This is a genomic window from Burkholderia arboris (genome assembly GCF_038723655.1).
In the GTDB taxonomy this organism is placed as follows: Bacteria; Pseudomonadota; Gammaproteobacteria; order Burkholderiales; family Burkholderiaceae; genus Burkholderia; species Burkholderia arboris.
The window spans coordinates 228644-250675 of sequence record NZ_CP109822.1; the positions used below are offsets into that span (position 1 = coordinate 228644).

General features: G+C 67.8%; 21 protein-coding genes and 1 pseudogene. 8 read left to right on the plus strand and 14 right to left on the minus strand.

Going from position 1 to position 22032, the window contains the following annotated elements:
* Positions 1-6: 6 nt before the first annotated feature.
* The 3 genes from OHZ10_RS18205 to OHZ10_RS18215 are packed head-to-tail and all read right to left on the minus strand — an operon-like array spanning position 7 to position 2437.
* On the minus strand, positions 7-711 hold the full coding sequence (locus OHZ10_RS18205; RefSeq protein WP_174991674.1) for an MOSC domain-containing protein: 705 nt from the start codon (positions 709-711) through the stop codon (positions 7-9).
* Positions 708-1604: a dihydrodipicolinate synthase family protein gene (locus tag OHZ10_RS18210; protein WP_342705485.1), complete on the minus strand. Its 897-nt coding sequence runs from the start codon at positions 1602-1604 to the stop codon at positions 708-710. The genes OHZ10_RS18205 and OHZ10_RS18210 overlap by 4 nt, the downstream gene beginning before the upstream one ends.
* A gap of 50 nt (positions 1605-1654) precedes the next feature.
* The gene (locus tag OHZ10_RS18215; protein WP_342705486.1) at positions 1655-2437 is read right to left on the minus strand and encodes an aldolase; all 783 of its coding nucleotides are present in this window, start codon (positions 2435-2437) and stop codon (positions 1655-1657) included.
* A gap of 134 nt (positions 2438-2571) precedes the next feature.
* Between OHZ10_RS18215 and OHZ10_RS18220 the strand changes: the two genes are divergently transcribed.
* Together OHZ10_RS18220 and hutC are read left to right on the plus strand one after the other, a co-directional pair.
* Positions 2572-3114, plus strand: coding sequence for a helix-turn-helix domain-containing protein (locus OHZ10_RS18220; protein ID WP_048246144.1), 543 nt, complete (start codon positions 2572-2574; stop codon positions 3112-3114).
* Between the two features lie 30 nt (positions 3115-3144).
* Positions 3145-3882: a histidine utilization repressor gene (gene hutC / locus OHZ10_RS18225; RefSeq protein ID WP_174991676.1), complete on the plus strand. Its 738-nt coding sequence runs from the start codon at positions 3145-3147 to the stop codon at positions 3880-3882.
* A 75-nt stretch (positions 3883-3957) separates the two neighbouring features.
* On the opposite strand, the gene OHZ10_RS18230 is transcribed toward hutC, so the two are convergent.
* Together OHZ10_RS18230 and OHZ10_RS18235 are read right to left on the minus strand one after the other, a co-directional pair.
* The gene (locus tag OHZ10_RS18230; RefSeq protein WP_174991677.1) at positions 3958-4806 is read right to left on the minus strand and encodes a phytanoyl-CoA dioxygenase family protein; all 849 of its coding nucleotides are present in this window, start codon (positions 4804-4806) and stop codon (positions 3958-3960) included.
* A gap of 31 nt (positions 4807-4837) precedes the next feature.
* Positions 4838-5641, minus strand: a complete 804-nt coding sequence (locus OHZ10_RS18235) for an ABC transporter substrate-binding protein (protein WP_342705487.1) — start codon at positions 5639-5641, stop codon at positions 4838-4840.
* 467 nt (positions 5642-6108) lie between these two features.
* Here OHZ10_RS18235 and OHZ10_RS18240 point away from each other — a divergent pair.
* Positions 6109-6282 (plus strand): annotated as a pseudogene (locus OHZ10_RS18240) (helix-turn-helix transcriptional regulator); the annotation flags it as partial.
* A 335-nt stretch (positions 6283-6617) separates the two neighbouring features.
* On the opposite strand, the gene OHZ10_RS18245 reads toward OHZ10_RS18240, so the two are convergent.
* Positions 6618-7292, minus strand: coding sequence for an ankyrin repeat domain-containing protein (locus OHZ10_RS18245; protein WP_174991678.1), 675 nt, complete (start codon positions 7290-7292; stop codon positions 6618-6620).
* Between the two features lie 185 nt (positions 7293-7477).
* Here OHZ10_RS18245 and OHZ10_RS18250 point away from each other — a divergent pair, with 185 nt between their 5' ends.
* The gene (locus OHZ10_RS18250; RefSeq protein WP_059238442.1) at positions 7478-8341 is read left to right on the plus strand and encodes a LysR family transcriptional regulator; all 864 of its coding nucleotides are present in this window, start codon (positions 7478-7480) and stop codon (positions 8339-8341) included.
* 60 nt (positions 8342-8401) lie between these two features.
* Here OHZ10_RS18250 and OHZ10_RS18255 read toward each other — a convergent pair whose 3' ends face one another.
* The 3 genes from OHZ10_RS18255 to OHZ10_RS18265 all read right to left on the minus strand — a co-directional run bounded on the left by OHZ10_RS18255 (position 8402) and on the right by OHZ10_RS18265 (position 11382).
* The gene (locus OHZ10_RS18255; protein ID WP_342705488.1) at positions 8402-8875 is read right to left on the minus strand and encodes a nuclear transport factor 2 family protein; all 474 of its coding nucleotides are present in this window, start codon (positions 8873-8875) and stop codon (positions 8402-8404) included.
* Between the two features lie 56 nt (positions 8876-8931).
* Complete coding sequence (locus OHZ10_RS18260; protein WP_059240870.1) at positions 8932-10116, minus strand: amidohydrolase family protein; 1185 nt, start codon at positions 10114-10116, stop codon at positions 8932-8934.
* Positions 10117-10182: 66 nt separating this feature from the next.
* The gene (locus tag OHZ10_RS18265) at positions 10183-11382 is read right to left on the minus strand and encodes an amidohydrolase family protein (protein ID WP_059238438.1); all 1200 of its coding nucleotides are present in this window, start codon (positions 11380-11382) and stop codon (positions 10183-10185) included.
* A gap of 466 nt (positions 11383-11848) precedes the next feature.
* Between OHZ10_RS18265 and OHZ10_RS18270 the strand changes: the two genes are divergently transcribed.
* The gene (locus OHZ10_RS18270) at positions 11849-12496 is read left to right on the plus strand and encodes a glycine zipper 2TM domain-containing protein (protein WP_342705489.1); all 648 of its coding nucleotides are present in this window, start codon (positions 11849-11851) and stop codon (positions 12494-12496) included.
* 88 nt (positions 12497-12584) lie between these two features.
* Here OHZ10_RS18270 and OHZ10_RS18275 read toward each other — a convergent pair whose 3' ends face one another.
* From OHZ10_RS18275 to OHZ10_RS18285, 3 genes are all read right to left on the minus strand, one after another.
* On the minus strand, positions 12585-13976 hold the full coding sequence (locus OHZ10_RS18275; RefSeq protein WP_256087048.1) for an amino acid permease: 1392 nt from the start codon (positions 13974-13976) through the stop codon (positions 12585-12587).
* A gap of 106 nt (positions 13977-14082) precedes the next feature.
* Positions 14083-15333, minus strand: a complete 1251-nt coding sequence (locus tag OHZ10_RS18280) for an FAD-dependent oxidoreductase (protein WP_342705490.1) — start codon at positions 15331-15333, stop codon at positions 14083-14085.
* A 31-nt stretch (positions 15334-15364) separates the two neighbouring features.
* Entirely contained in the window at positions 15365-15718 is a 354-nt protein-coding gene (locus OHZ10_RS18285) for a RidA family protein (RefSeq protein WP_059238431.1), read from the minus strand.
* A gap of 275 nt (positions 15719-15993) precedes the next feature.
* Here OHZ10_RS18285 and OHZ10_RS18290 point away from each other — a divergent pair, with 275 nt between their 5' ends.
* Both OHZ10_RS18290 and OHZ10_RS18295 read left to right on the plus strand, forming a co-directional pair.
* Positions 15994-16632 carry a helix-turn-helix domain-containing protein gene (locus tag OHZ10_RS18290; protein WP_059238429.1) on the plus strand — a complete coding sequence of 213 codons (639 nt, stop codon included), beginning with the start codon at positions 15994-15996 and terminating at the stop codon, positions 16630-16632.
* A 127-nt stretch (positions 16633-16759) separates the two neighbouring features.
* Complete coding sequence (locus OHZ10_RS18295) at positions 16760-17269, plus strand: GNAT family N-acetyltransferase (protein ID WP_342705491.1); 510 nt, start codon at positions 16760-16762, stop codon at positions 17267-17269.
* A gap of 104 nt (positions 17270-17373) precedes the next feature.
* Here OHZ10_RS18295 and OHZ10_RS18300 read toward each other — a convergent pair whose 3' ends face one another.
* Complete coding sequence (locus OHZ10_RS18300) at positions 17374-19371, minus strand: glycoside hydrolase family 28 protein (protein ID WP_342705492.1); 1998 nt, start codon at positions 19369-19371, stop codon at positions 17374-17376.
* Positions 19372-19633: 262 nt separating this feature from the next.
* Positions 19634-20212: a hypothetical protein gene (locus OHZ10_RS18305; protein WP_342705493.1), complete on the minus strand. Its 579-nt coding sequence runs from the start codon at positions 20210-20212 to the stop codon at positions 19634-19636.
* 437 nt (positions 20213-20649) lie between these two features.
* On the opposite strand from OHZ10_RS18305, the gene OHZ10_RS18310 reads away from it, so the two are divergent.
* Entirely contained in the window at positions 20650-22008 is a 1359-nt protein-coding gene (locus OHZ10_RS18310; protein WP_174991683.1) for an aspartate aminotransferase family protein, read from the plus strand.
* Positions 22009-22032: the final 24 nt, after the last annotated feature.

Here is a 22032-nt window from a genome sequence, read left to right on the forward strand (position 1 = left end):
GGCCCGTCAACCTTCGAGACGCTTCGTCCAGTCTTCGACCTGCCGTTCCGTCCGGCGCTTTTCAAGCATCTTGCGCCAGCCGGGCGGCAGCAACGGCACATCGCACAGCGCATCGAGCGCGGCCATGTCGAGCGTGCGCCGGTACAGCACATCGAGCACCGCCGACAGCGACCATTGCGGATACGGGCGCGCGTGCAGCGTCAGACCATCGCCCGCCTCGACCCAGCCTTCCTGCAGCACGCGGTAATACCAGCCGGTCCGGCCGCTCTGCTGCACGAGCGCGGCCATCCTCGGATGATCGAAGCGTGCGTTGAGTTTCCAGCACGGCTGCCGCGACTGCGACACCTGAAGCGCCGTACCGCCCAGCGTGAACACATCGCCGAGACAGACGTCGCGCTCGGTCACGCCGTGCGTCGACAGGTTCTCGCCGAACGCGCCCGGCTGCGCGAGCACGCGGCGCGCGCCGATCTGCTCCGACCACCACGCATAGTGGTCGTGTGCATAGTGGTGGACCGCCTTGTCCGGGCCGCCGTGATGCCGCGCATCGGCCTGTTCGTCGCCGGCGAAGCCGAGCGCGCCCAGCCATAGGCGTGCATCGACCGGCTGCTTGTCGATCGCGCTCGCATGCGGCGTGCCGGCCAGCGGCCGGCTCGTGCCGACGCGCACCGCGCCGATGGCGGCCGCGATCGCCGGCCGTGCGTCTTCGCTCATGCCGTCACACCGTCCGGCAATGCTGCAAGCAAGCGTTCGAGTTCGCGTGTGCGTGCTTCGCCAAGCGGCAGCAGCGGTTTCCTCGGCTCGCCGGCGTCAAAGCCGCGCAGCCGGAGACCGGCCTTCACGGTCACCGGCAACCCGCCGTTGACGATGAACTGCAGCAACGGCAACTGCGCGTGAAACACCGCCCTGGCACGCGCCAGATCGCCCGTCCGCATCGCGTCGACCAGCGCCAGCGGCCACGCGGCATTCAGGTTCGGCGCGGCCGTGCACCATCCGGCCGCACCGGCGGCCAGCGCGGCGAGCGCCATCGGATTGCTGCCGTTGTAGAACGGGATCGTCCCGTCGCTCAACTGCGCGAGCCGGTGCATCCGGCCGATGTCCCCGGTACTCTCCTTGACCATCGTCACGTTGTCGACGCTCCGGCAGATCGTCGCGATCAGGTCAGGCAGCATATCGACGCCGCTCGTCGCCGGGTTGTTGTACAGCATGATCGGGATGCCGATCGCGTCGCCGATCGCGCGGTAGTGCGCGACGATCTCGTCGTTGCCGAGCTTCCAGTACGACACCGGCAGCACCATCACCGCATCGGCGCCGGCCTGCTCGGCGAAACGTGCACGGCGCACCGCACCCGCCGTGGTGAGGTCGGAAATCCCGACGACGGTCGGCACGCGCCGGCGCACCGCGCGAATCGACGCGGTGGCGACGGCCTCCCATTCGGCGTCGGACAGGTAAGCGCTTTCGCCGGTACTGCCCAGCGGGGCGATCGCGTGAACGCCGTCGGCAATGAGTCGCTCGATCAGCGCGTCGAGCGTTTTCAGGTCGACGCCGCCATCAGCGGCGAACGGCGTGACCGGGTAGGCAATGACGCCTTGCAGCAGGATGGACACGATGTGTATTCCTCAATGATTGTCGGACAAGGTGGAAACGACGTACGCATTCACGCGACGCAGTCCCGATGTGTACGCAACGCGCGGCGCGCGTAGTAGTCGAACGTCACCGCATCGCGCTTCGGCTTCGAGATCCAGTCGTGCGCTTCCCTCGCCAGCGCGGGCGGCACCGGCTTGATCTCGCCGGCCGACATCGCGAGCAGTTGCAGTTTCGCGGCCCGCTCGATCAGCAGCGCGAGAATGCAGGCCTCTTCGATGGTCTTGCCGACCACGAGCTGGCCGTGATGCGACAGCAGGATCGCGCGCTTGCTGCCCAGCGCCTTCGAGATGATCTCGCCCTCCTCGTTGCCGACCGGCACGCCCGGCCAGTCCTTCAGGAACGCGCAATCGTCGTACAGCGGGCAGGTGTCCATGTGCGACACGACGAGCGGCTGCTCGAGCATCGACAGCGCCGCGACGTGCGCCGGATGCGTGTGGATGATGCAGTTCACGTCCGGGCGCTCACGGTAGATCCACGTATGGAACCGGTTGGCCGGGTTCGGAATCCCTTCGCCGTCGACCACGTCGAGATCCTCGTTGACGTGCAGCAGGTTCGCGGCCGAGATCTCGTCGAACCCGAGCCCGAGCCGCTGCGTGTAATACGTGCCGGCGTCGGCCGCACGGCAGGTGATCTGTCCGGCCAGGCCCGAGTCGTGACCGGCGTCGAACAGGATCCGGCACGTGAGCGCGAGCTTCTGCCGCGCGGACCAGCCGCTGTCGCCCACTTCGCTCTCAAGCCGCCGCTCCGCCAGCGCGACCAGCGCGTCCTTCGTCAAATGCAGCGTTTCCGCCATGTTCGCCTCCTGATTGGATCGGGTCTGCCGCGCCGTCCGCGGCCGTTTCCCCGGCACCACGTGACACACGATACACCACAGGACACTTTGTGTCATGCGTTACAATCGGTTTTTCGAAGGACACCTGGCGCCCCATGACGATTCGCCTGAAGCTGCTCAGAAAACAGAAGGGCTGGACGCTCGATGTGCTGGCCGACGAGACGGGCCTCACCAAGAGCTACCTGTCGAAGGTCGAGCGCGGCCTGAGCGTGCCGTCGATCGCGGTCGCGCTGAAGCTGTCGAAGGCGCTGAACGTCGACGTCGAGCAGCTGTTCTCGGAAAGCCACAACCGCGAGCTGATCACGGTCACGCGCGCCGGCGAGCGCACGGCGATGGGCGCGGCGGCCGACAGCCACGCGCACCGCTTCGAAAGCATTGCGGCCGGCGTCGCGCCGAAGAAGATGCTGCCATTCGTCGTGCACCCGCCGCACGAATTCGTCGCGTCGACGTTCCGCGAGCACGAGGGCGAGGAATTCCTGTTCGTGCACAAGGGGCGCGTCGAAATCGAATTTCCGAACGAGACGGTGCAACTCAAGACCGGCGATTCAGTCTATTTCAACGCACTCATCCCGCACCGCACGCGCAGCCTCGGCACCGCGCAGGCGGAGATCCTGGTCATCGTCAGTCACGACGACTAGCCTCGTCACTTCTTCGCGCAAGGATCCCCGATGGTCACGAAGGCCACCGCCCCGTTCCAGCAGATCAAGACGCTCGTTCGCCAGAACGTCGAGTCCGGCGACTGGCGCCCCGGCGACCGCATCCCGTCCGAGCTCGATCTCGCCGCGCAGTTCGGCGTCGCGCGCATGACGGTCAACCGCGCGCTGCGCGAGCTGACCGAGGAAGGCGTGCTCAAGCGCATCGCGGGCGTCGGCACCTTCGTCGCCGAGGTGAAGCCGCAGTCGAACCTGCTGATGATCGCGCACATCCGCGACGAAATCCGCGCACGCGGGCACGAATATCGCTGTCGCGTGCTGAGCCGGTCGAGCGAGCCTGCGTCGTTCGACGTTGCGGCCGCGTTCGGCCTGGCGGTCAACACGCCGGTCTTCCATGTGGTGTGCGTGCATGAGGAAAACGGCCGCCCGATCCAGCTCGAGGACCGCTACGTGAACCCGGCCGCCGCGCCCGGCTTCATCGACCAGGATTTCCAGGCCGAGCCGCCGTCCGAGTACCTGTTCAACAACGTGTCGCACTACGAACTGGAAATCGAGCACGTTGTCGACGCGTCGCTGCCGACCGCCGAGCAGGCGCGCCTGCTCGACATGCGCGCCGATGAGCCGTGCCTCACGCTCACGCGCCGCACCTGGACGGACGGGCTGCCCGTCACGTTCGTGCATTTCCTGCATCCGGGCAACCGCTACCGGCTCGGCTCGCGCTTCAAGCCGGGCGCCGGGCGCCACCCGACCTGACCGTTCGTCATCCGCAACAAGCACCGGGCGGCCGTTTCGTGATGAAACGGCCGCCGTGTTCGTGACCGGCGCGGCTCAGATCGCGCCAACCTGCCCCGCGCCGCGCGACCACACGACCGGAAACAGCGGGTGGTCGAGCGTTGCGCCGTCGGCCAGCTGCTCCGCGAGCCCGGGGAAATCGGGCGACGTCTTCCAGCGGCGCGGCGCGTGACGGACATCGTCGCCGACGAAGCGGATCGAGAACGCTCGCCGGCGGTTCTGCGTCCCGCCCGACGCGTGCAGCGTCAGCATCCGGAAACACACCATGTCGCCGGGCTCGAGCGCCCAGTGGCGGATCGGGAACGCCGCGCGGTCGGCTTCGATGTCGGGCAGGTCCGCGAGGCTGCCTTCCGGAAACCACTTCGCCTCCTTGTCCATGAACGTGCGCGGCATCAGCCACGGCCCGCGATGCGAGCCCGCGACGAACTCCAGCGTCGATTCGAGCGGCACCGGATCGACCGGAATCCACATGCTGACGTTGTCGTCGCCTTCGATGTTGTAGTACGGCTGGTCCTGGTGCCACGGCGTGCGCTGCCGCGTGCCGGGCTCCTTCACGAGCAGGTGGTCGTGATGCAGCCGCACGTTCTCGGTCCCCATCAGCGCGGCGGCGACCGACGGCGCCGGCGAGCGCACGATGAAATCGCGATACGCGTCGTTGTGCTGCCAGTTGCAGAAATCCTCGAAGAACCAGCCCGGATCGTCGGGCCGGCTCGCCACTTTCGCGCGTTCGCTCGGCTGCGCGAGATTCGTATCGATGCCGGCCCGCAGCGCGGCCACTTCGTCGGGCGAAAAGATGCCCTTGATGCAGACCGCACCTTCCTCGCGGAACGCGGCGATCAGTTCGGGCGTCACGGCTTGCGCGACGCGATCGTGGATACTCGTCATGGTGTGCCTGTCGATGGAATGAGTCACGGAATCACGGCGCCGAAGTCAGCTGCTGCTTCGTGCCGTAGATGTCGAAGTCGAAGTATTTCGCGGCGATCTTCTGATACGTGCCGTTCGCGCGGATCGCGACGATCGCGTCGTTCAGCCGCTTCTCCATGTCGGCGTCGCCCTTGCGCACGCCCATCGCGACGCCGTAGCCGGTGATCCGCACGTCGGTCACGTCGGGGCCCGCAAACGCGTAGCCCTTGCCGCGCGGCGTCTTCAGGAACGAGTAGCCGGCCTGCGTCTTGTCCTGGAACGTCGCGTCGAGGCGGCCGTTGACGAGATCCTGGTACACCTGGTCCTGATTCTGGTACGAGACGATCGTCACGCCCTGGGTCGCCCATTCGGCCTTCGCATACGCCTCCTGCGTCGTGCCCTGGTCGATCCCGATGCGCTTGCCCGCGAGCGACGCGGCGGTCGGCAGCAGCTTCGAGCCGACCGGCGCTACGAGCGCGCCCGGCGACGCATACAGCTTGTTCGAGAAGTCGATCTGCTTGAGCCGCTCGTCGGTGGCCGTCATCGCGGACATGATCACGTCGAACTTGCGCGCGCGCAGCGCCGGAATCATCCCGTCGAAGCCCTGCTCGACCCACACGCACTTCGCATGCAGTTGCTCGCAGATCGCATTGCGCAGGTCGATGTCGAAGCCGGCGAGCGACCCGTCGGGCTGCTTCGCCTCGAACGGCGGATACGTGGGGTCGATACCCCAGCGGATCGTCGACGTGTCCTGGGCGAACGACACGAGCGGCGCGAACGCCAGCGCGGTAACGAGGAGCTTTGCAGTGCGGTTCATGGCGTGTCCTTGAAGGTCTCGACGCGGCGGGCAACGCCGGCGTCCGGTGGTGGGCGCCGCGCCGGGACGCCGGCACGGTGCGCGAAAGACGGGACTTCGATGAAACTGCGATGCAGTCTAGACCGCTCAATTTATGAGCGCAAGCGGAGGAATGCGGGGACGTGGCGGATTGACGGGCGAGGGGGACCGGGCAGGCGGGATCGCGCTTGATTGGCGGCCTTATCGCGGGGTTTTCGGGTGTTTACCCTGCGCGACGCCCCTCAGCCACAGAGCGCGTTTTTCCGGATGTTCGCTGGATTAGGGTGTCTATACCGGAGATCGACGTGAAGGCGCGCCCGATGCTGAATCGGCGGCGTTGACAACGCGCCCTATACCGTATGGCAAATCGCTCGAACACGATAACGCGTTCGACGATGCAAGATAGCCCTTATATTCATGCGCTGCTGAATCCGTGCCTGGGGGCCCGCATGCAACTCAATGAGATCGGTCAGGCCGTGGCGAAACGGAGAGCGGAACTCGCCCTCACACAGGCCCGATTGGCCAAGCTCGCCGGGCTGTCTCGCCTCACCGTCAACCAGCTCGAATCGGGCAAGCTCAACGAGCTCGGCATCAACAAGCTGATTCCGTTGCTCGCATTGCTCGGCATCGAACTCGTGACCCGTGCGCGGCCCGCTCAAAAGGACCTCTACAAGGCCGTCGTGAGTGCAAACGTCAGTTGCAAAGGTGAATTGACCGAGCAGCGACTGGTCGACGCATTGGCCACCGGGCACATCCCGGCAGGGTATGCATCGCAGTTCGCCGTCATTCTCGACGAGGTGCCGCTACCCGTCGTCGTGCAGGCGGCCGAGGAAGCCGCGGAACGCTCTGGCACCCCGCTGCGGTCCATCTGGAAAAACCTTGCCGCATGGTCGCAGGCGCTGCACCTCTATCGGAAAGTGTGGATCCAACCGCAGTACCTTCCTGCCCCCGCTAAACCCTACCGCGCCCCCGCCGCCGCCAGCACCCGCTCGATCGCGCCATACCCGCGCTGCCGCGCATGCTGCAGCGGCGTCACACCGTTCGAATCGGCCAGATCGACGTCCGCGTGCCCGTCGACGAGCAACTGCACGATCCGCACAAAGCGCTCGCTGCCGTCGCCGAGCATGATTGCCTCCAGCAGCGCGGTCCAGCCGAGCCGATTCACGTGGTCGACGTTCACGCCCGCATCGATCAGCGTGCGCACCGTCTCCACATGGCCGCGCTCCGACGCAGGAATCAGCGCGGTGCCGCGATACCGGTTCGTGCTGCGCAAATCGGCGCCGTGCGCGAGCGTCATCCGCAGGATGTCGAGATAGCCGCGCGCCCCCGCATACAGGTACGGACTGTCCTGGATCGCATCCTTGGCATTGACGTCCGCGCCCGCGTCGATCAGCACGCGCGCCGCCTCGGCGTGATTGCCGTGCGTCGCGATCAGCAGCGCGGTGCGGCCCTGCCCGTCGCGCGAATCGATCTGTGCGCCGTGCTCGAGCAGCGTGCGCACTTCGCCCGCGTCGCCACGGTCGGCCGCGCTGCGCAGCCGGTTCTCGGGCGCGCCGCCGTCGGCGGCGGCCACGGCCGACGTCAGCGTCGTCAACGCAAACGAGCCGACGATCGCGATCCGTTTGAAAAACATCCCGTTTCCTCCTTGCGCGCCGCGCACGCCGATGCGCGGCCGATGCGATGCGTCAGGCGCCGGCACGGCACCCCACCACGCCGCGCCGGGTCCGGCGAAACCGCGATTGCCCGCGGCGTCCGGTCATGTTAAAAGTCGTCGCAGGCATTTGGAAATGAAATGTTCGAATCCACAGAAGTGCAGAAATGAATAGACCCCTGTTCGACATCGACCTGTTGCGCGCGCTCGTGATGGTCGCCGACTGCGGCAGTTTCACGACGGCTTCCGCGCGCCTGCATTCGACGCAGTCGACGGTCAGCCAGAAGGTGCGCCGGCTCGAGGAAATCGCCGGCCACCGCCTGCTCGACCGCGGTACGCGCGACGTGCGGCCGACCGATGCGGGCGTGACAGTGCTCAGCTATGCACGGCGCATGCTTGCGCTGAACGACGAGATGCTGGAAGCGCTGTCGGGCGCGACGGTCGCGCTGACGATCCGGCTCGGCGTGCCCGACGATTTCGCGGCGGGCCGGACGACGCACGCGCTCGCGGCGTTCAAGCGCGAGCATCCGCAGGTCAAGCTCGAAGTGATGTGCGGGTTGAGCCGTGACATCAGCGCCGCATACGACCGCGGCGAACTCGACCTCGTCTTGATCAAGCAGCGGCGCGACAGCCGCGAAGCCGTCGTGCGCTGGCCCGAGAAGCTGCGCTGGATCGACAGCGCGAAGCATCCGTCGATCGATCTCGACCCGGTGCCGATCGTCGTGTTTCCACCGCGCGGGCTCTACCGCGACGACATGATCAAGGCGATCGAGGAACGCGGCCGCCGCTGGCGGATCAGCTTCACGACGTCGAGCCTGAGCGGCATCCAGGCCGCCGTCGCGGACGGGCTCGGCATCAGCGTGCTGCCCGCGCGCGTGGTGACCGACGAGCACGTCGTGCTGACCGCGAAACAGGGCTTCGAGCCGATCGAGAACATGGACATCGCGATCCTGCACCGGCCGACCGCCGACCCGATGGTCAGCGAACTGACGAAGACGCTCGCGGCCATGCTGGAACTCGAGAGGCAGTAGGCGCTGCGTGTTTCATTCGGCAGCAGGGAGCCGGGCGCGGCGTGCTGCGCCCCGCTTGCATCAGAACATCGTGTTGCCGTTCGCGGCCTGCTCGGGCACCGGCTGGTTCACGTCCCAGTGCTCGACGAGCTTGCCGTTCTCGAGCTTGAAGATATCCATGATCGCGCTGCCGCGCGTGCCCGGTTCGCGCACCGCATGCACGTGCAGGATCACGTAGTCGCCGTCGACGAACGAGCGCTTGATCTCGCTATGCGACTGCGGGTATTTGTCGCGCAGAAAGGCGACGAACTTGCGGAAGCCGTCGCGGCCGTCGGCCGCATTCGGGTTGTGCTGCACGTAGCGATCGCCGACATACGCGAGCGCGGCGTCGGCGTCCTTTTCGTTCAGGCCTTTCTCGTAGAACGCGAGCACCGTCCGCCGGCTGGCTTCCTGCTGCGCGTCCGCCGGGCCGGCCGCCACCGCATGCGCGGCCGTCACGGCGAACAGGGTCGCCGCCATCCATCGTGCGGCCCGTGCCGCTGTCGTGCGTCGCATCGTCGTCTCCCCGGAGATCCGGCTGAAAACCGGATCATACCGGGGCGACGCGACGCTCAGACCAGTGCGCCGTTGCGCGCGACGATCTTCCCGGACGACACGACGAGACGCCGCACCGGCCGCGCGACGACGGCCTCGGCGAACGTCAGCGCGTCGACGAGCACGACATCCGCGCGGCTGCCCGGCTGCAGCCCGTAATCCGCGAAACCGCAGCCGCGCGCCGCGCTGTGCGTCACGCAGTCGAGCGCGACTTCCAGCGCATCGTCGCGGCGGAAATCGTTGCGCATGCCGATCAGCATCGCGCGTTCGAGCATGTCGGGCGAACCGTACGGCGACCACGTGTCGCGCACGCCGTCGTTGCCGCCGATCACCGTCACCCCCGCTGCGCGGCACGCGACCACCGACGGCACCGGCACCGCCGCCGGCGCGGTCGTGACGATGGCCACGCCGAGTTCGGCCATCCGCGCGAGCAGCGCATCGCGCTCACGTTCGGCGATATCGCCGAGACAGAAGCCGTGGCTGATCGTGACTTTCCCCTGCATGCCGTGCGCGGCCGTGCGCTGCAGGATCAGGTCGAGCGAGTACGCGCCCATCGATGCGCGCTCGTGCAGGTGGATATCGAGCCCGCGGCCGTGGCGCTCGGCGATCGCGAACAGCACGTCCACCGCCTCGACCGGATCGCCTTCGATCGCGCACGGATCGAGCCCGCCGAGCAGGTCGGCGCCCGCGCCGAGCGCGTCGGACAGCAGCGCATCGGTGCCCGGCCGCTTGAGCACGCCCGATTGCGGAAACGCGACGATCTGGATTTCAACCTGCCCGCGCAGCGTCTCGCGCGTCGCGAGCACGCCGTGCAGATGGCGCAGCCCCGCTTCGGTATCGACGTCGACGTGCGTACGGATGCGCGTCGTGCCGGCCGCGAGGAATGCGCGCGCCAGCGCGAGCGATGCGGCACCCGCGTCGTGGCCGCTCGTCGCGCGATAGTGGCGTTCGTTCTCGATGCGGTCGACGAGGCGCGGCCCGACCTGGTTGCGATACCACGGCAGCCCCCAATGGGTCTTGTCGAGGTGCGTGTGGCCTTCGACGAGGCCAGGCAGCGCAAGCGCGCCCGCGCCGTCCTCGATCGCGCAGCCCGCAGGCGCGTCGAGCGACGGGCCGACGCGCGCGATGCGGTCGCCTTCGATCAGGATGTCGAGCGCCGTGTCGGCGCTCGTGCGGACGTTGCGGATCAGCAGGTTCGTCATGTCGGTTCCGGTGAGGTCGGTCAGTGCGAAGCAGGCACGGCGCATGCCGTGCCGCCGGTCAATGGGTCAGCGCGTGAAGCGCAGCGACGGGGCGAACGGCGCGCCCGTATCGCTTTCGCCGCGGCGGAATACCCAGCGCTCGGCCGGCACGCCCGCGACGGCGGCGGCCGCGTTCGGCGCGCGCACCGCGACGAAGCTCGCGTCGCAGCCGACCGCGATGCCGTAGTGTTCCTTGCCGATCGCGCGCGCGCCCGCGTGCGTCGCCATGTCGAGCGCGATGCCGAGCGCTTCGTCGGTGTAGAAACCCGACCGGTAGCCGACCATCATCGCGCGCTGCAGCATGTCGCCGTTGCCGTACGGCCACCACGCGTCGCGGATGTTGTCGTTGCCCGCGAACACGTGCACGCCCGCGCCGCGCAGTTGCTGCACCGGCGGGAATGCGCAGTCGCCCGGCGCGTTCGTCAGGATCGACACGCCCGCTTCGGCCAGTGCCGCGGCAGTGCGCTGCACGTCGTCATCGCTCACCTCGCCGAGCGCGTACGCATGGCTCACGTTCACGCGCCCGCCGAGCCCGGCCGCGCGCGTGCGCGCCGCGATCCGCAGCAGCTGCGCGATGCCGGTTTCGCCCGGCTCGTGCAGGTGGATGTCGATCTTCGCGCCGCGCTTCTCGGCGATGCCGAACACGATGTCGAGCTGGCCGTCAGCGTCGCCGTCGAGCGTCGTCGGGTCGATTCCGCCGACCACGTCCGCGCCTTCGCGCACCGCTGCGTCGAGAATCCCGGCGGTGCCCGGGCACGTCACGACGCCGGCCTGCGGAAACGCGACCAGCTCGATGTCGACGATCCCGCGCCATTGTTCGCGCGCGGCCATCACGGCCTGCAGGTTCGACAGGCCCGTCGTCGCATCGACGTCGACATGGCTGCGCATCGCGATCGTGCCGAACGCGGCGGCCTGCGCGATCAGCGCGTTGGCGCGCTCGACGATCGGCGGCGCGGCGGCGAGCTGGCGCTTCTCGACCGCGAGCCGCTCGCGCAGCGAGCCGACCGATTCGTGCGGCACCCAGCGATCGCCGACGAAGCTCTTGTCGAGGTGGATGTGACCGTCGACGAAACCGGGCAGCACGACGCGGCCGTCGAGGTCGATCGTCTCCGCGCCCGGCGCGGCTGCGCAATCGGCGCCGATCGCGGTAAAGCGGCCGTCACGGACGACGAGGTTGATGGGCTGGCCGCCGGCATCGACGGCGTTGATGAAAATACGTTCGGTCATGGCTTGGAATGTGGGGCGGTCGCTGCGCGACACCGGCGCGGACAGGGGAAGGAACCGCAGCCGGCGCGGCGCGACCATCGGCAGGGAATGCGGCCACGATATCGGACGGTACCGCCCGAGGCCAATTAAATGTCGCGATGCCGCGCATTCGATTTCGCGATGTGTGGCGCGCATGCCCGCCGGGCCTGGCGCGGCGATGGGGTTCGATCGCAGGGGAAAACGACGGATTGGCCGCCTGAAACGCGCGGGCCGCATGGCCGGCACCCGGATGACCGGAAGCCGCTTCGCGCCCTTGCTGGCGATGGCTCGAACGCCCCGCCCGACCGGCGATTTACGCGGCAACAGACTTTACACGTTGTTACCCGGCCGCACCGGACGTGCATCCGGCCATTCCTTATACTCACGCCGAGTTCGCCACCCGTGACGGGAATCCATCGGCGGACACGTCGCCGATGCAGGAAACATCATGATGCGCATGCCCTCCACGAAAACCGTTCTGTTCGCCTCGCTCGTCGCAGTGGCGGCGCTTCCGCTGACCGCCTGCGTCGCGCCGGGTTACTACGGCGCGCAACCGGGCTATCCGCAGCAGCAATACGCGACGCCCGGCTACGCGCAGCCCGCGTATTCGCAACCGGGCTACGTGCAGCAACAGCCGGCGTATCCGAACCAGGCGCCGCAGCCGTACGATCAGTATGGCAACCAGTCGCAGTACGGCACGCAGCCGTATGACCAGTACGGCAATCAGCAACAGCAATACGCGAACCCGTACGGCGCGCAATACGGCACCGTCGCGAACATCCAGCCGGTCAACGGCTCGGTCGGCCCGTCGGGCGTGGCCGGCACCGTCGTCGGCGCGCTGATCGGCGGCGTGCTCGGCAACCAGGTCGGCCGCGGTCACGGCCGCGATGCGGCGACCGTGATCGGCGCGCTCGGCGGTGCGGTGGCAGGCAACCAGATCGGCCAGCAGATGGGCGCCGCGCAAGGCCCGAGCAGCTACCGGATCGACGTGCAGGTCAGCGACGGCTCGATGCGCTCGTTCGACGTGCAGTCGCCGGGCAACCTGCGTCCGGGCGACCGCGTGCAGATCAACGGCAACCAGCTGTCGCGTTATTGATGCCGCTGGCGTGCGCGTGACCTGATCGCGCGCACGTCGGACGTTCGACGTCGGGCGCAGCGGATTCGGCGCGGCGTCGGCGTTGCCTTCACACGCGCCCGGCCCCGGGTGCGACGCGCGCCGACCGCGCAGCGGCCTGCAGATGCCGCGAACGCCGGTAAGCGATCGCCATCAGCGCCATCACCACCGCACCGGCCACCAGCGAGCCGCGCGTCGACGGATCGACGCCGAGCATCACGAACACGAACGCGACGAACACCAGGCAGATCCACGACGTGACCGGGGCCCCCGGCAAGCGGAACGCCACCGTCTCGCCGCGCGCGGCCAGCGCGCGCCGGAACCGCATGTGCGTCAGCACGATCATCGCCCAGATCACGGCCACGTCGAACGACAGGAACGACATCAGCCAGCCGAACACCCGCGCGGGAATCACGTAGTTCAGCACCACCCCGACCGACATGAACAGCACCGTCGCCCGCACCGCGCGCGACGGCGAGCCGCTCGCGCTCAGCGCCGCGAACGACGCGGGGGCAAGGCCGTTCTCCGCCATGCTCGACAGCATGCGCGCCCCGCTGAACACGATGCAGTTGAAGCTCGACAGCGCCGCGGTCACCACCACGAAGTTGACGATGCCGGCCGCCTGCCGCAACCCGAGCGATTCGAACGTCGTGACGAACGGGCTGCCGTGCTCGCCGAGTTCATTCCACGGATACAGCGCCATGATGATGAACAGCGCGCCGACGTAGAAGATCAGGATGCGCCACAGCACCGAGTTGATCGCGCGCGGGATCATCTTCTGCGGCTCGCGCGCCTCGCCGGCCGTGAGGCCGATCATCTCGACGCCCGCGAACGAATACGCGACGATCGGCAGCGCGCTCACGACACCGAGCACGCCGTGCGGGAACACGCCGCCGTGGCGCCACAGGTTCGACAGCCCGACCGGCTCGCCGTGATGGCCGATCCCCGTGAACACGATCAGCGCGCCGCCCGCGATCATCAGCACGATCGTCACGACCTTCACGATCGCGAACCAGAACTCCAGCTCGCCATACACCTTCACGTTGAGCAGGTTGAAGCCCGAGATCGCGGCGATCGCCGACACGACCCACAGCCACTGCGGCACGTCCGGAAACCAGAAACCCATGTAGATGCCGATGGCGGTCGTCTCCGCGACGCCGACACCGACCATCAGCAGCCAGTAGCTCCAGCCGACCACGTAGCCGGCGAACGGCCCGACGTATTCGAACGCATACGCGCCGAACGAGCCGGACACCGGCCGGTGCACGGCCATCTCGCCGAGCGCGCGCATGATCAGGAAGATCATCGCGCCGCCGATCAGGTACGCGACGAGCGCGCCGGGCCCGGCCGCCTTGATCGCGGACGCCGAGCCGAGGAACAGGCCGACGCCGATGGCCATGCCGAGCGCCATGAACGAAATCTGGCGCGCGCCGAGCGCGCGCCGCATCGTGTGCTGTTGCATGTTGTCTCCAGTCGTTGATCGTTGCGGCGAGCCGGATGGGCCGGCCGCTGGACGGAGCGGCCGGCGTCGTGTGCCGGCCGCCCTGCTGCAGCGCACGGTCGCCGGTTCAGCGGCCGTGAAGGAAACGTTCGACGCGAAACGGCGCCGGATCGACGAACGGTTGCGCGCCGGTCATCAGGTCGGCGATCAGCCGACCGGTCACGGGGCCGAGCGTGAAGCCGTGATGCGCATGCCCGAACGCGAACCACAGATCGCGGTGGCGCGGCGCCGCGCCGATCACGGGCAGCATGTCGGGCGTACACGGCCGGCGGCCCAGCCACGGTGTGCCGTCGACACGTGCGCCGAGCGGAAACAGCTCGCGCGCGACCGGTTCGACGGCGGCGAGCTGGGCCGGCGTGGGCGGCGTGTCGCGATCGCCGAGTTCGACGCCGGTCGTCAGGCGAATGCCGCGCGTCATCGGCGTAATCAGGAAGCCGCTGTCCGCATCGAGCACGGGCCGGTGCAGCCGTGCGCCCGGCTGCGGCGCGTAGTGCATGTGATAGCCGCGCTTGACCGCGAGCGGCAGCGTATAGCCGAGCCGTTCGCACAGCAGGTCCGACCACGGGCCGAGCGCGACGACCGCCGCGCGCGCGTCGACCGGGCCTTGCGCGGTGTCGACACGCCAGCCGTTCGCGGCCGACAGCGTCAGCGCATCGCCAGTCATGATGTGGCCGCCGAGTTGCTCGAAGTGCCGCGCGTAAGCCGTGACGAGCGCATTCGGATCGCTGATCGAATCGGAATCCGTATAGCGCAGCGCGCCGAGCAGCGCGCGGCTCAGGTGCGGCTCCGCGTCGCGCAGCGCCGCCGCATCGAGTGCGTCGAACGTCACGCCGTATTCGGCGCGCCAGCGCTCGGCGTCGCGCGTTTCGGCATCGCGCGTCGCCGCCGTGCGGAACACCTTCAGCCAGCCGCCTTCACGCAGCAATTCGCCGGCGCCGGCCGCTTCGATCAGCGCGCGATGCTCGGTCACGCAGTGTTCGATCAACGGCGCATACGCACGTGCGATCTCGGCATGGCGCGCCGGATGCGAATTGCGCCAGTAGCGGTACAGGAACGGGATCAGCTTCGGCAGCGCACCGGCGTGATAGCGGACGTCGGGCGAGCGGTTGCATGCGTATTTCAGCAACGTGCCGAAGCCACGCGGAAACGCATACGGGTACACGCCTTCGCGCTGGATCAACCCGGCGTTGCCGAGCGACGTTTCGTTGCCGGGCGCCTTGCGGTCGACGAGCACGACCGACAGGCCGCGCTGTTGCAGATGAACGGCGACCGATACGCCGATCATGCCGCCACCCAGGACGAGCGTGTCGAATGTCATCGGGAATTCCTCGCGGCGGGCAACGCGAGCGTCAGGCGAGCGCGGTCACCGCGATCTCGACGTCGAGACCGGGCTTCATCAGCAGCGCCTGCACGCACGCGCGGGTCGGCGCGTGGCCGGCCGGCACCCAGGCGTCCCACACCGCGTTGAACGCGTCGAAATGCGCGGCGTCGCTGAGCCACACGTTGGCCGTCAGCACGCGCGTCTTGTCGACGCCGGCCGATGCGAGCAGCGCGTCGATGCGCGTGAGGATTTCGGTCGCCTGCACGGCGATCGGCGCGCCGGCCGTATCGGGCACCTGGCCGGCGAGATGGACGAAACCGTTCGCGATCACGACCTGGCTCATGCGCGGGCCGGTCTGCAGACGTTTGATTTCACTGGACATGGATTGCACCTTCGCGTGCCCGGCCACATCGGGCCGGGGAAATGACAAGGAAAACCGCCGGCACGTACATGATCGGGCAGCCGCCGCACGGGCGAGCTGCGCCGATCCGTACCCGCATCGTTCGCGCCGGCCGCATCGGCGCCGCGAGTTTCGCGCCGTCCGATGCTAGAGTGGCCGTCACGCCCACCTCGGCGATTTCGACGAAAATTATCATATACGAGAAAAATTATTCTCGTATACGACAAAACCCGTATTCACGCCGCATTCGTATCCGCATGCCCAAACCCACCGCTCCCGTTCCGCCGCCCTCCGACGCCGCCGCTCCGCAGCTCGACCACCAGACGGTCGGCGCGCGGCTGCGCGACGCGCGCAAGTCGCGCGGCCTGACGCTCGCGCAACTGTCCGAGCGTTCCGGTATCGCGGTGTCGACGATCTCGAAGGCCGAACGCGGCGACATCGCGCTCACCTACGACAAGTTCGCGGCGCTCACGCATGCGCTCGCACTCGACTTCGACACGATGTTCGGCCGGCCCGCGCCGGCCGGCGCGATGACGCCGTCGTTCACGCCGGCCGGCCAGCAGATGGTCTACGACACGCCGAACTACGCGTACGGGATGCTCGCGAACGACCTGACGGGCAAGCGGATGGTGCCCGTGCGCGGCAGGATCCATGCGCGCAAGCTGTCGGACTTCGCCGACTACATCCGGCACAGCGGCGAGGAGTTCGTGTTCGTCCTGAGCGGCGAGCTGGAACTGCGCTTCGAGAACGGTCATGCGTACCGGCTCGGCGCCGGCGACAGCCTGTATTTCGACAGCGCGGTCGGGCACGTGTACCTGAGCCTCGGCGACACCGATGCCGAAGTGCTCGCGTGCTGCGTCGACGGCGATGCGCGGCGGCCGCGCGACGCGATCTGACGGCGAGCGCGAAACTCCGCCGAATGGCGCCACGCGAGATCCGGATTCCCATTAGGATAAGGACGATGCATCCCGCGGCCGCAGCGGCCCGCGCCGGCATGCACGACCCTCAACCGGAATTCACCCGATGACGATCACGACCCGCCTGCTCGATGCGGCCGACGCCGCCCGTTTCCAGACCGTTCGCCTGCGTGCGGTCGACACCGCGCCCACGTCCTTCCTGCCGACGCTCGACGAGGAATCGCAGGTGCCGGTCGACGAGTTCGCGACGCGCATCACGCCGACCCACGAGCGCGCAGTGTTCGGCGCATTCGACGGCGATACGCTCGTCGGCATCACCGGCGTGCGCCGCGATGCGCGCGCGAAGATCGCGCACAAGGCGACGATCTGGGGCGTGTTCGTCGATCCCGCGTATCGCGGGCGGGGCATCGCGCAGGCGCTGCTCGAAAGCGCGACCGGGCATGCCGCACAGGCGTGGGCATGCAAGCAACTGATGCTGTGCGTGAACGAGGTCAACGGCAACGCGGAACGGCTGTATGCGTCGCAAGGGTTCGTGCGGTTCGGTACGGAACCGCGCTCGATGTTCGTCGATGGCAAGTTCTACGACGAGCACTACATGGTGAAGACGCTCGCGTAACGCGTTCACGTTCGCTCGCTTGTGCGCTTGCCGGTGCGGTTGCGTTCGCGTGCCTCGACCGGCCACCCCGCACGCGAACGCCTTGCCTCCGTCACCTCATCGCGTCACCGCTTGTCGGTGATCGTCGTGTTGACCGCCTGCCCGGCGATCGTCACGTTCGTCAGCGTCATCGCGCTCACGTTGAACGCATAGATCGGCCCCGGCGACGTGACCGTCGGCGTGCCCGACGCGACCGGCGTGCCGAAATCGCAGTGGCTGATCGTCACGCCGGAGATCGGCTGCACGGCAGGCGTGGGCGGCGTACCGTTGTAGTCGAACGCGACCGGCCCCTGCGCGACGATTGCCTGGAAGCACGACGCGGTCACGCCGTTCAGCGTCACGTTGCTCGCCTTCACGTCCGAGATCGTCACGTTCTGCACGACCGGCGGACGCGTGCGCACCGCATCGTTCGCGGGCTGGTAGTCGCAGTCGAACGTGACGATGCCGCCCTGTGCCGCGGATGGATTGCCCGCCGACGGCGTCACGACGCCGAGCGGCACGCTCGCGTTGACCGGGCTGCCCGCGAGCAGCGCGCTGCCGTAGCCGCCGCCCTTCAGCGTCACGCCGTTCGGCAGCGCGACACCCTTCACGTGGAAATCCTTCACGTAGCCGCCGCGATTCATGTTGGTCTTCACGCGAATCGCGATGTTCAGCGGGTTGGTCTGCCAGTTCGCGTTCAGCATCGACAGGTTCGTCGCATAGATCTGCTCGACGCCACCGCCCATCTCGCTGCCGAGCGTGATGCCGCCGTGCCCGCTGTTCATCGTGCAGTTGCGAATCAGGTGCCGCTTCGCCGGGCCGTATTCGGTGTCGCGGTCCTTGCCCGACTTGATCGCGATGCAGTCGTCGCCGGTGTTGAACGTGCAGTCTTCGCACAGCACGTCGGTGCAGGCGTCCGGATCGAAGCCGTCGTTGTTCGGGCCGATGCTGTTGGTCGTCACGCCGCGAATCACGACGTTGCGGCTCGCGGTCGGATGGTGCTGCCAGAACGGCGTGTTCTGCGTCTGGTAGTTCGCCATCAGCACGTTCGTGCAGCCGATGAATTCGACCATGCACGGGCGCAGGTAGTGACCGAGGCCGAAGATGCGTTTCTCGACCGACACGCCGGCCTCGGACAGCGCGGGCAGATAGTTCTGGTCCTGCTGCCACGGCGTGACCGGCGACGTCAGCAACGCATAGAGCGCGTCGGGAATCGCGGGCGCGACGATCCGCAGGTCGACGTTGTTCGCATTCGCATACGCCTGGCTCGGCACCGTCGCGCTTGCGCCGTACGCGCCCGACGAACCCTTGTAGGTCCACCAGCAGACGCTGTTCGCGCCGCTGCCGGAGAACGGCGTCATCGCCTGCCCGTTGAGTACCGACGTCGGGCCTTCGCCCGTCAGCGCGATGTTCGTCGCGTTGCGCGCATAGACGGGCGCGCCGTAGTTCAGGCAATCGTTCGCCTGCCAGCGGCTGTAGTACAGGCGGCCGTTCGCACCGCAATCGACCGGGCCGTCCTTCGCGTAGTCGGCCGGGTTCGGGCTGAAGTAGATCGTGCAGTTCGCGCTCAGGTGGAACGTGACGTTGCTCTGCAGCACGATCGGCCCCGCGCAGTACCAGGTGCCGGACGGCACGACGACCCGGCCGCCGCCTTCGCGCCGGCACGCGTCGATCGCCGCGAGGAACGCGGGGTGCGAATCGAACGCGCCGGGCGCGGTCGTCAGTTCGGAACCCGGGCTGACCGGCGATTTCGCCACCGGGTACGGCGACGTCTGCGCGACCGTCGCGCACGGGCGCGCGCCGTAGTGCGTCACGTCGAAGTCGCGCCCGCGCCGCGCGAGCCGCGACACATGCGCGAGCGACGCGGCGATGCGTGCCGCCGCGCCGTGCTCGCCCCACACGAGATCGACCGCCGACGCATTGGACACGGCGCCTCCCGCCAGCGCCCGGGTCGCCGCGAACGGTCCGCCGAGCATGGCGCCGCCGGCGAGTGCGCCGGTCCAGCCGATGAAGGCGCGACGCGATACCCGCCTCGACGAGGGCGGCGGGGCAGACGAAGACGAACGGCGGCGATAGGCGGCCATGGGCACTCCTTCAGTGTAGGGGGTATCGATGCGCCGGGCGGCGGATCACGATTTATACGTCGTCGTACTACATTGCGCAGTCTAGACGCGATCGGAGCACGACACACATCTGTCGTTTACCCTGTTTTTACTGAATTAATGCCATGAATGTGGGCACACACTCACATCTGGAAGTGCACCTTTAGAGATACGTTGTCGTATGTTTATGCGCAAAAACTCTAACTAAAAAACCCGGCGGAAGATGTCCGCCGGGGGATTTCCGCTACTCGTCAGCAGCCGCGACGGCCTTCGTTGCCGGCTCGCGTCCCGCCGAAGCAGCCGGCTCGAACACCAGCACGAGGTCGCCGCGATAGCACCCGTTCGTCGAAACCGCACCACCTGCGCCCGGCGCTTGCGCGCTGATCTTCACGTTGCGGGTTTCGTCGTAGCCGTCGAAGCCGTCGTGTCCGGGGCTCACCAGTGTGATCGGGCGAGCGGTACCGGGCGCGATGTCCGCGTTGCCCGCGCCACCGGCCATCAGCACGACCTTCGCGTTGACCATGTCGTCGCGGCCGTTCGACAGCCGCAGCGGCTGCAGCAACGTGACGTGGATCTCGGGATTCGTCGCGCGCACGCGGAGCGGCAGCGTCGTCGCGAACGTCTGCTGCGTGCCGTCCATCGCATTCAGCTCGACCACGTCGTACGCGGAGTTGTCCGGCTTCGACACGAACAGGCTGTCACCGATGTGCGCGGTCAACCTGATTTTCTTGACGACCGCGTGCGGCGATGTCGAGCCTGCGTGAGCGATGCCGGTCAATGCGCTGCAGGCGACGAGTATGGCGAGATGGATTCGGATTTTCATTGTGCGGTCCCGCATTCTGGAGCGTTGGAATCGGGCGCCCGAATCCGTCCCGTCGCAGGCAATTCCGGAACCCAACTATCCCGAAATTTGCCGGCAAGCCCCCGTCGAATTCGCTGCGTCCAGCCGCGTGCGCGAACGATCGAGTCGGCCGGATTCGATCGCAACCACCTACCGGATTCGCGCGCCGGCCAATACTGGCGTGCTCGCGCGAACCCATCGCGCCATGACATGCAACAACGATAGGCCACGAAAAGCCCGTTAGACATCCATGAAAACCTTCACGGTTTCGTGCGGCTTTCGTTCACCTGTTCCATCTTGAAATCAAATAGGAAGCGCCGGCGAATTCCGCCATCAACCCGCCTCGGTAATTCCGCGTCTGTTCAGCCCCCCGCCGCGCGCGCTATCGTTTCCTCTTGTTCACAGCCCAGGAGCTGCCTTTGCCTTCCCGCCACGGAGTCGACCTCATCCGCGCCCGCGCGCTGTTCGATCGCGAGCGCCAAGCGTTCACCGAAGCCATGCCGGTCTCCCGTGCCCTCTCCGCGGAAGCGTCCGAGCACCTGCTGTTCGGCGTGCCGTTGCACTGGATGCAGGACTGGTCGACCCCGTTCTCGCTGGTCGTGAAGGAGGCGCGCGGCGCGACGTTCACCGACGTCGACGGCCATCGCTACGTCGATTTCTGCCTCGGCGATACGGGCGCGATGTTCGGCCATGCGCCCGAGCCGGTCGCCCGTGCGCTCGTCGAACAGGCCACGCGCGGCTACACGACGATGCTGCCGAGCGAAGACGCCGCCTGGGTCGCGCGCGAACTCGCGCGCCGCTTCAAGCTGCCGGTGTGGCAATTCGCGTTGAGCGCGAGCGACGCGAACCGCTTCGTGCTGCGCTGGGCGCGCGCGGCCACCGGCCGCAACACGATCGTCGTATTCAACGGCTGCTATCACGGCACGGTCGACGACGTGTTCGTCGATCTCGTCGACGGCCGCCCGGTGCAGCGCGACAGCCTGCTCGGGCAGTCCTACGACCTGCTCGCGAACACGCGCGTCGTCGAATTCAACGACCTGGCCGCGCTCGAGGCGGCCTTGAAGGATGGCGACGTCGCATGCGTGCTCGCCGAGCCCGCGATGACGAACATCGGGATGGTGCTGCCCGACCCGGGCTTCTGGGAAGCCGCACGCGAACTGACGCGCCGCTACGGCACGCTGCTCGTGATCGACGAAACGCACACGATCAGCAGCGGTCCCGGCGGCTACGCGGTCGCGCACGATCTCGAACCGGACATGCTGGTGGTCGGCAAGCCGATCGCCGGCGGCGTGCCGTGCGCGGTGTACGGCTTCAGCGCCGAATTCGCCGAACGCGCGAAGCAGGCGAAGCTGAACGCGCCGCCCGGCCATTCGGGCATCGGCACGACGCTCACCGCGAACATGCTCGCGATGCATGCGATGCGCGCGACGCTGGCCGAAGTCGCGACCGACGCCGCGTATGCACACATGTTCGAACTCGCTGCGCGACTGGCGACGGGCCTCGAGCAGGCGATCGCGAAACACGGGCTGCCGTGGTGCGTGACGCGCATCGGCGCGCGCACCGAGTTTCAGTTCACCCCCACGCCACCACGCAACGGCACGTTCGCCGGCGCGCAGCTCGACAGCGAACTCGAACACATCGTGCACCTGTATCTGCTGAATCGCGGCGTGCTGATCACGCCGTTCCACAACATGATGCTGGTGTGCCCGAAGACGACGGCCGACGATGTCGACCGGCTCGTCGCGCAGTTCGACGCTTGCCTCGGCGAGCTGGTGTGACGTGACGTGGTCCCGGCTCGCGCA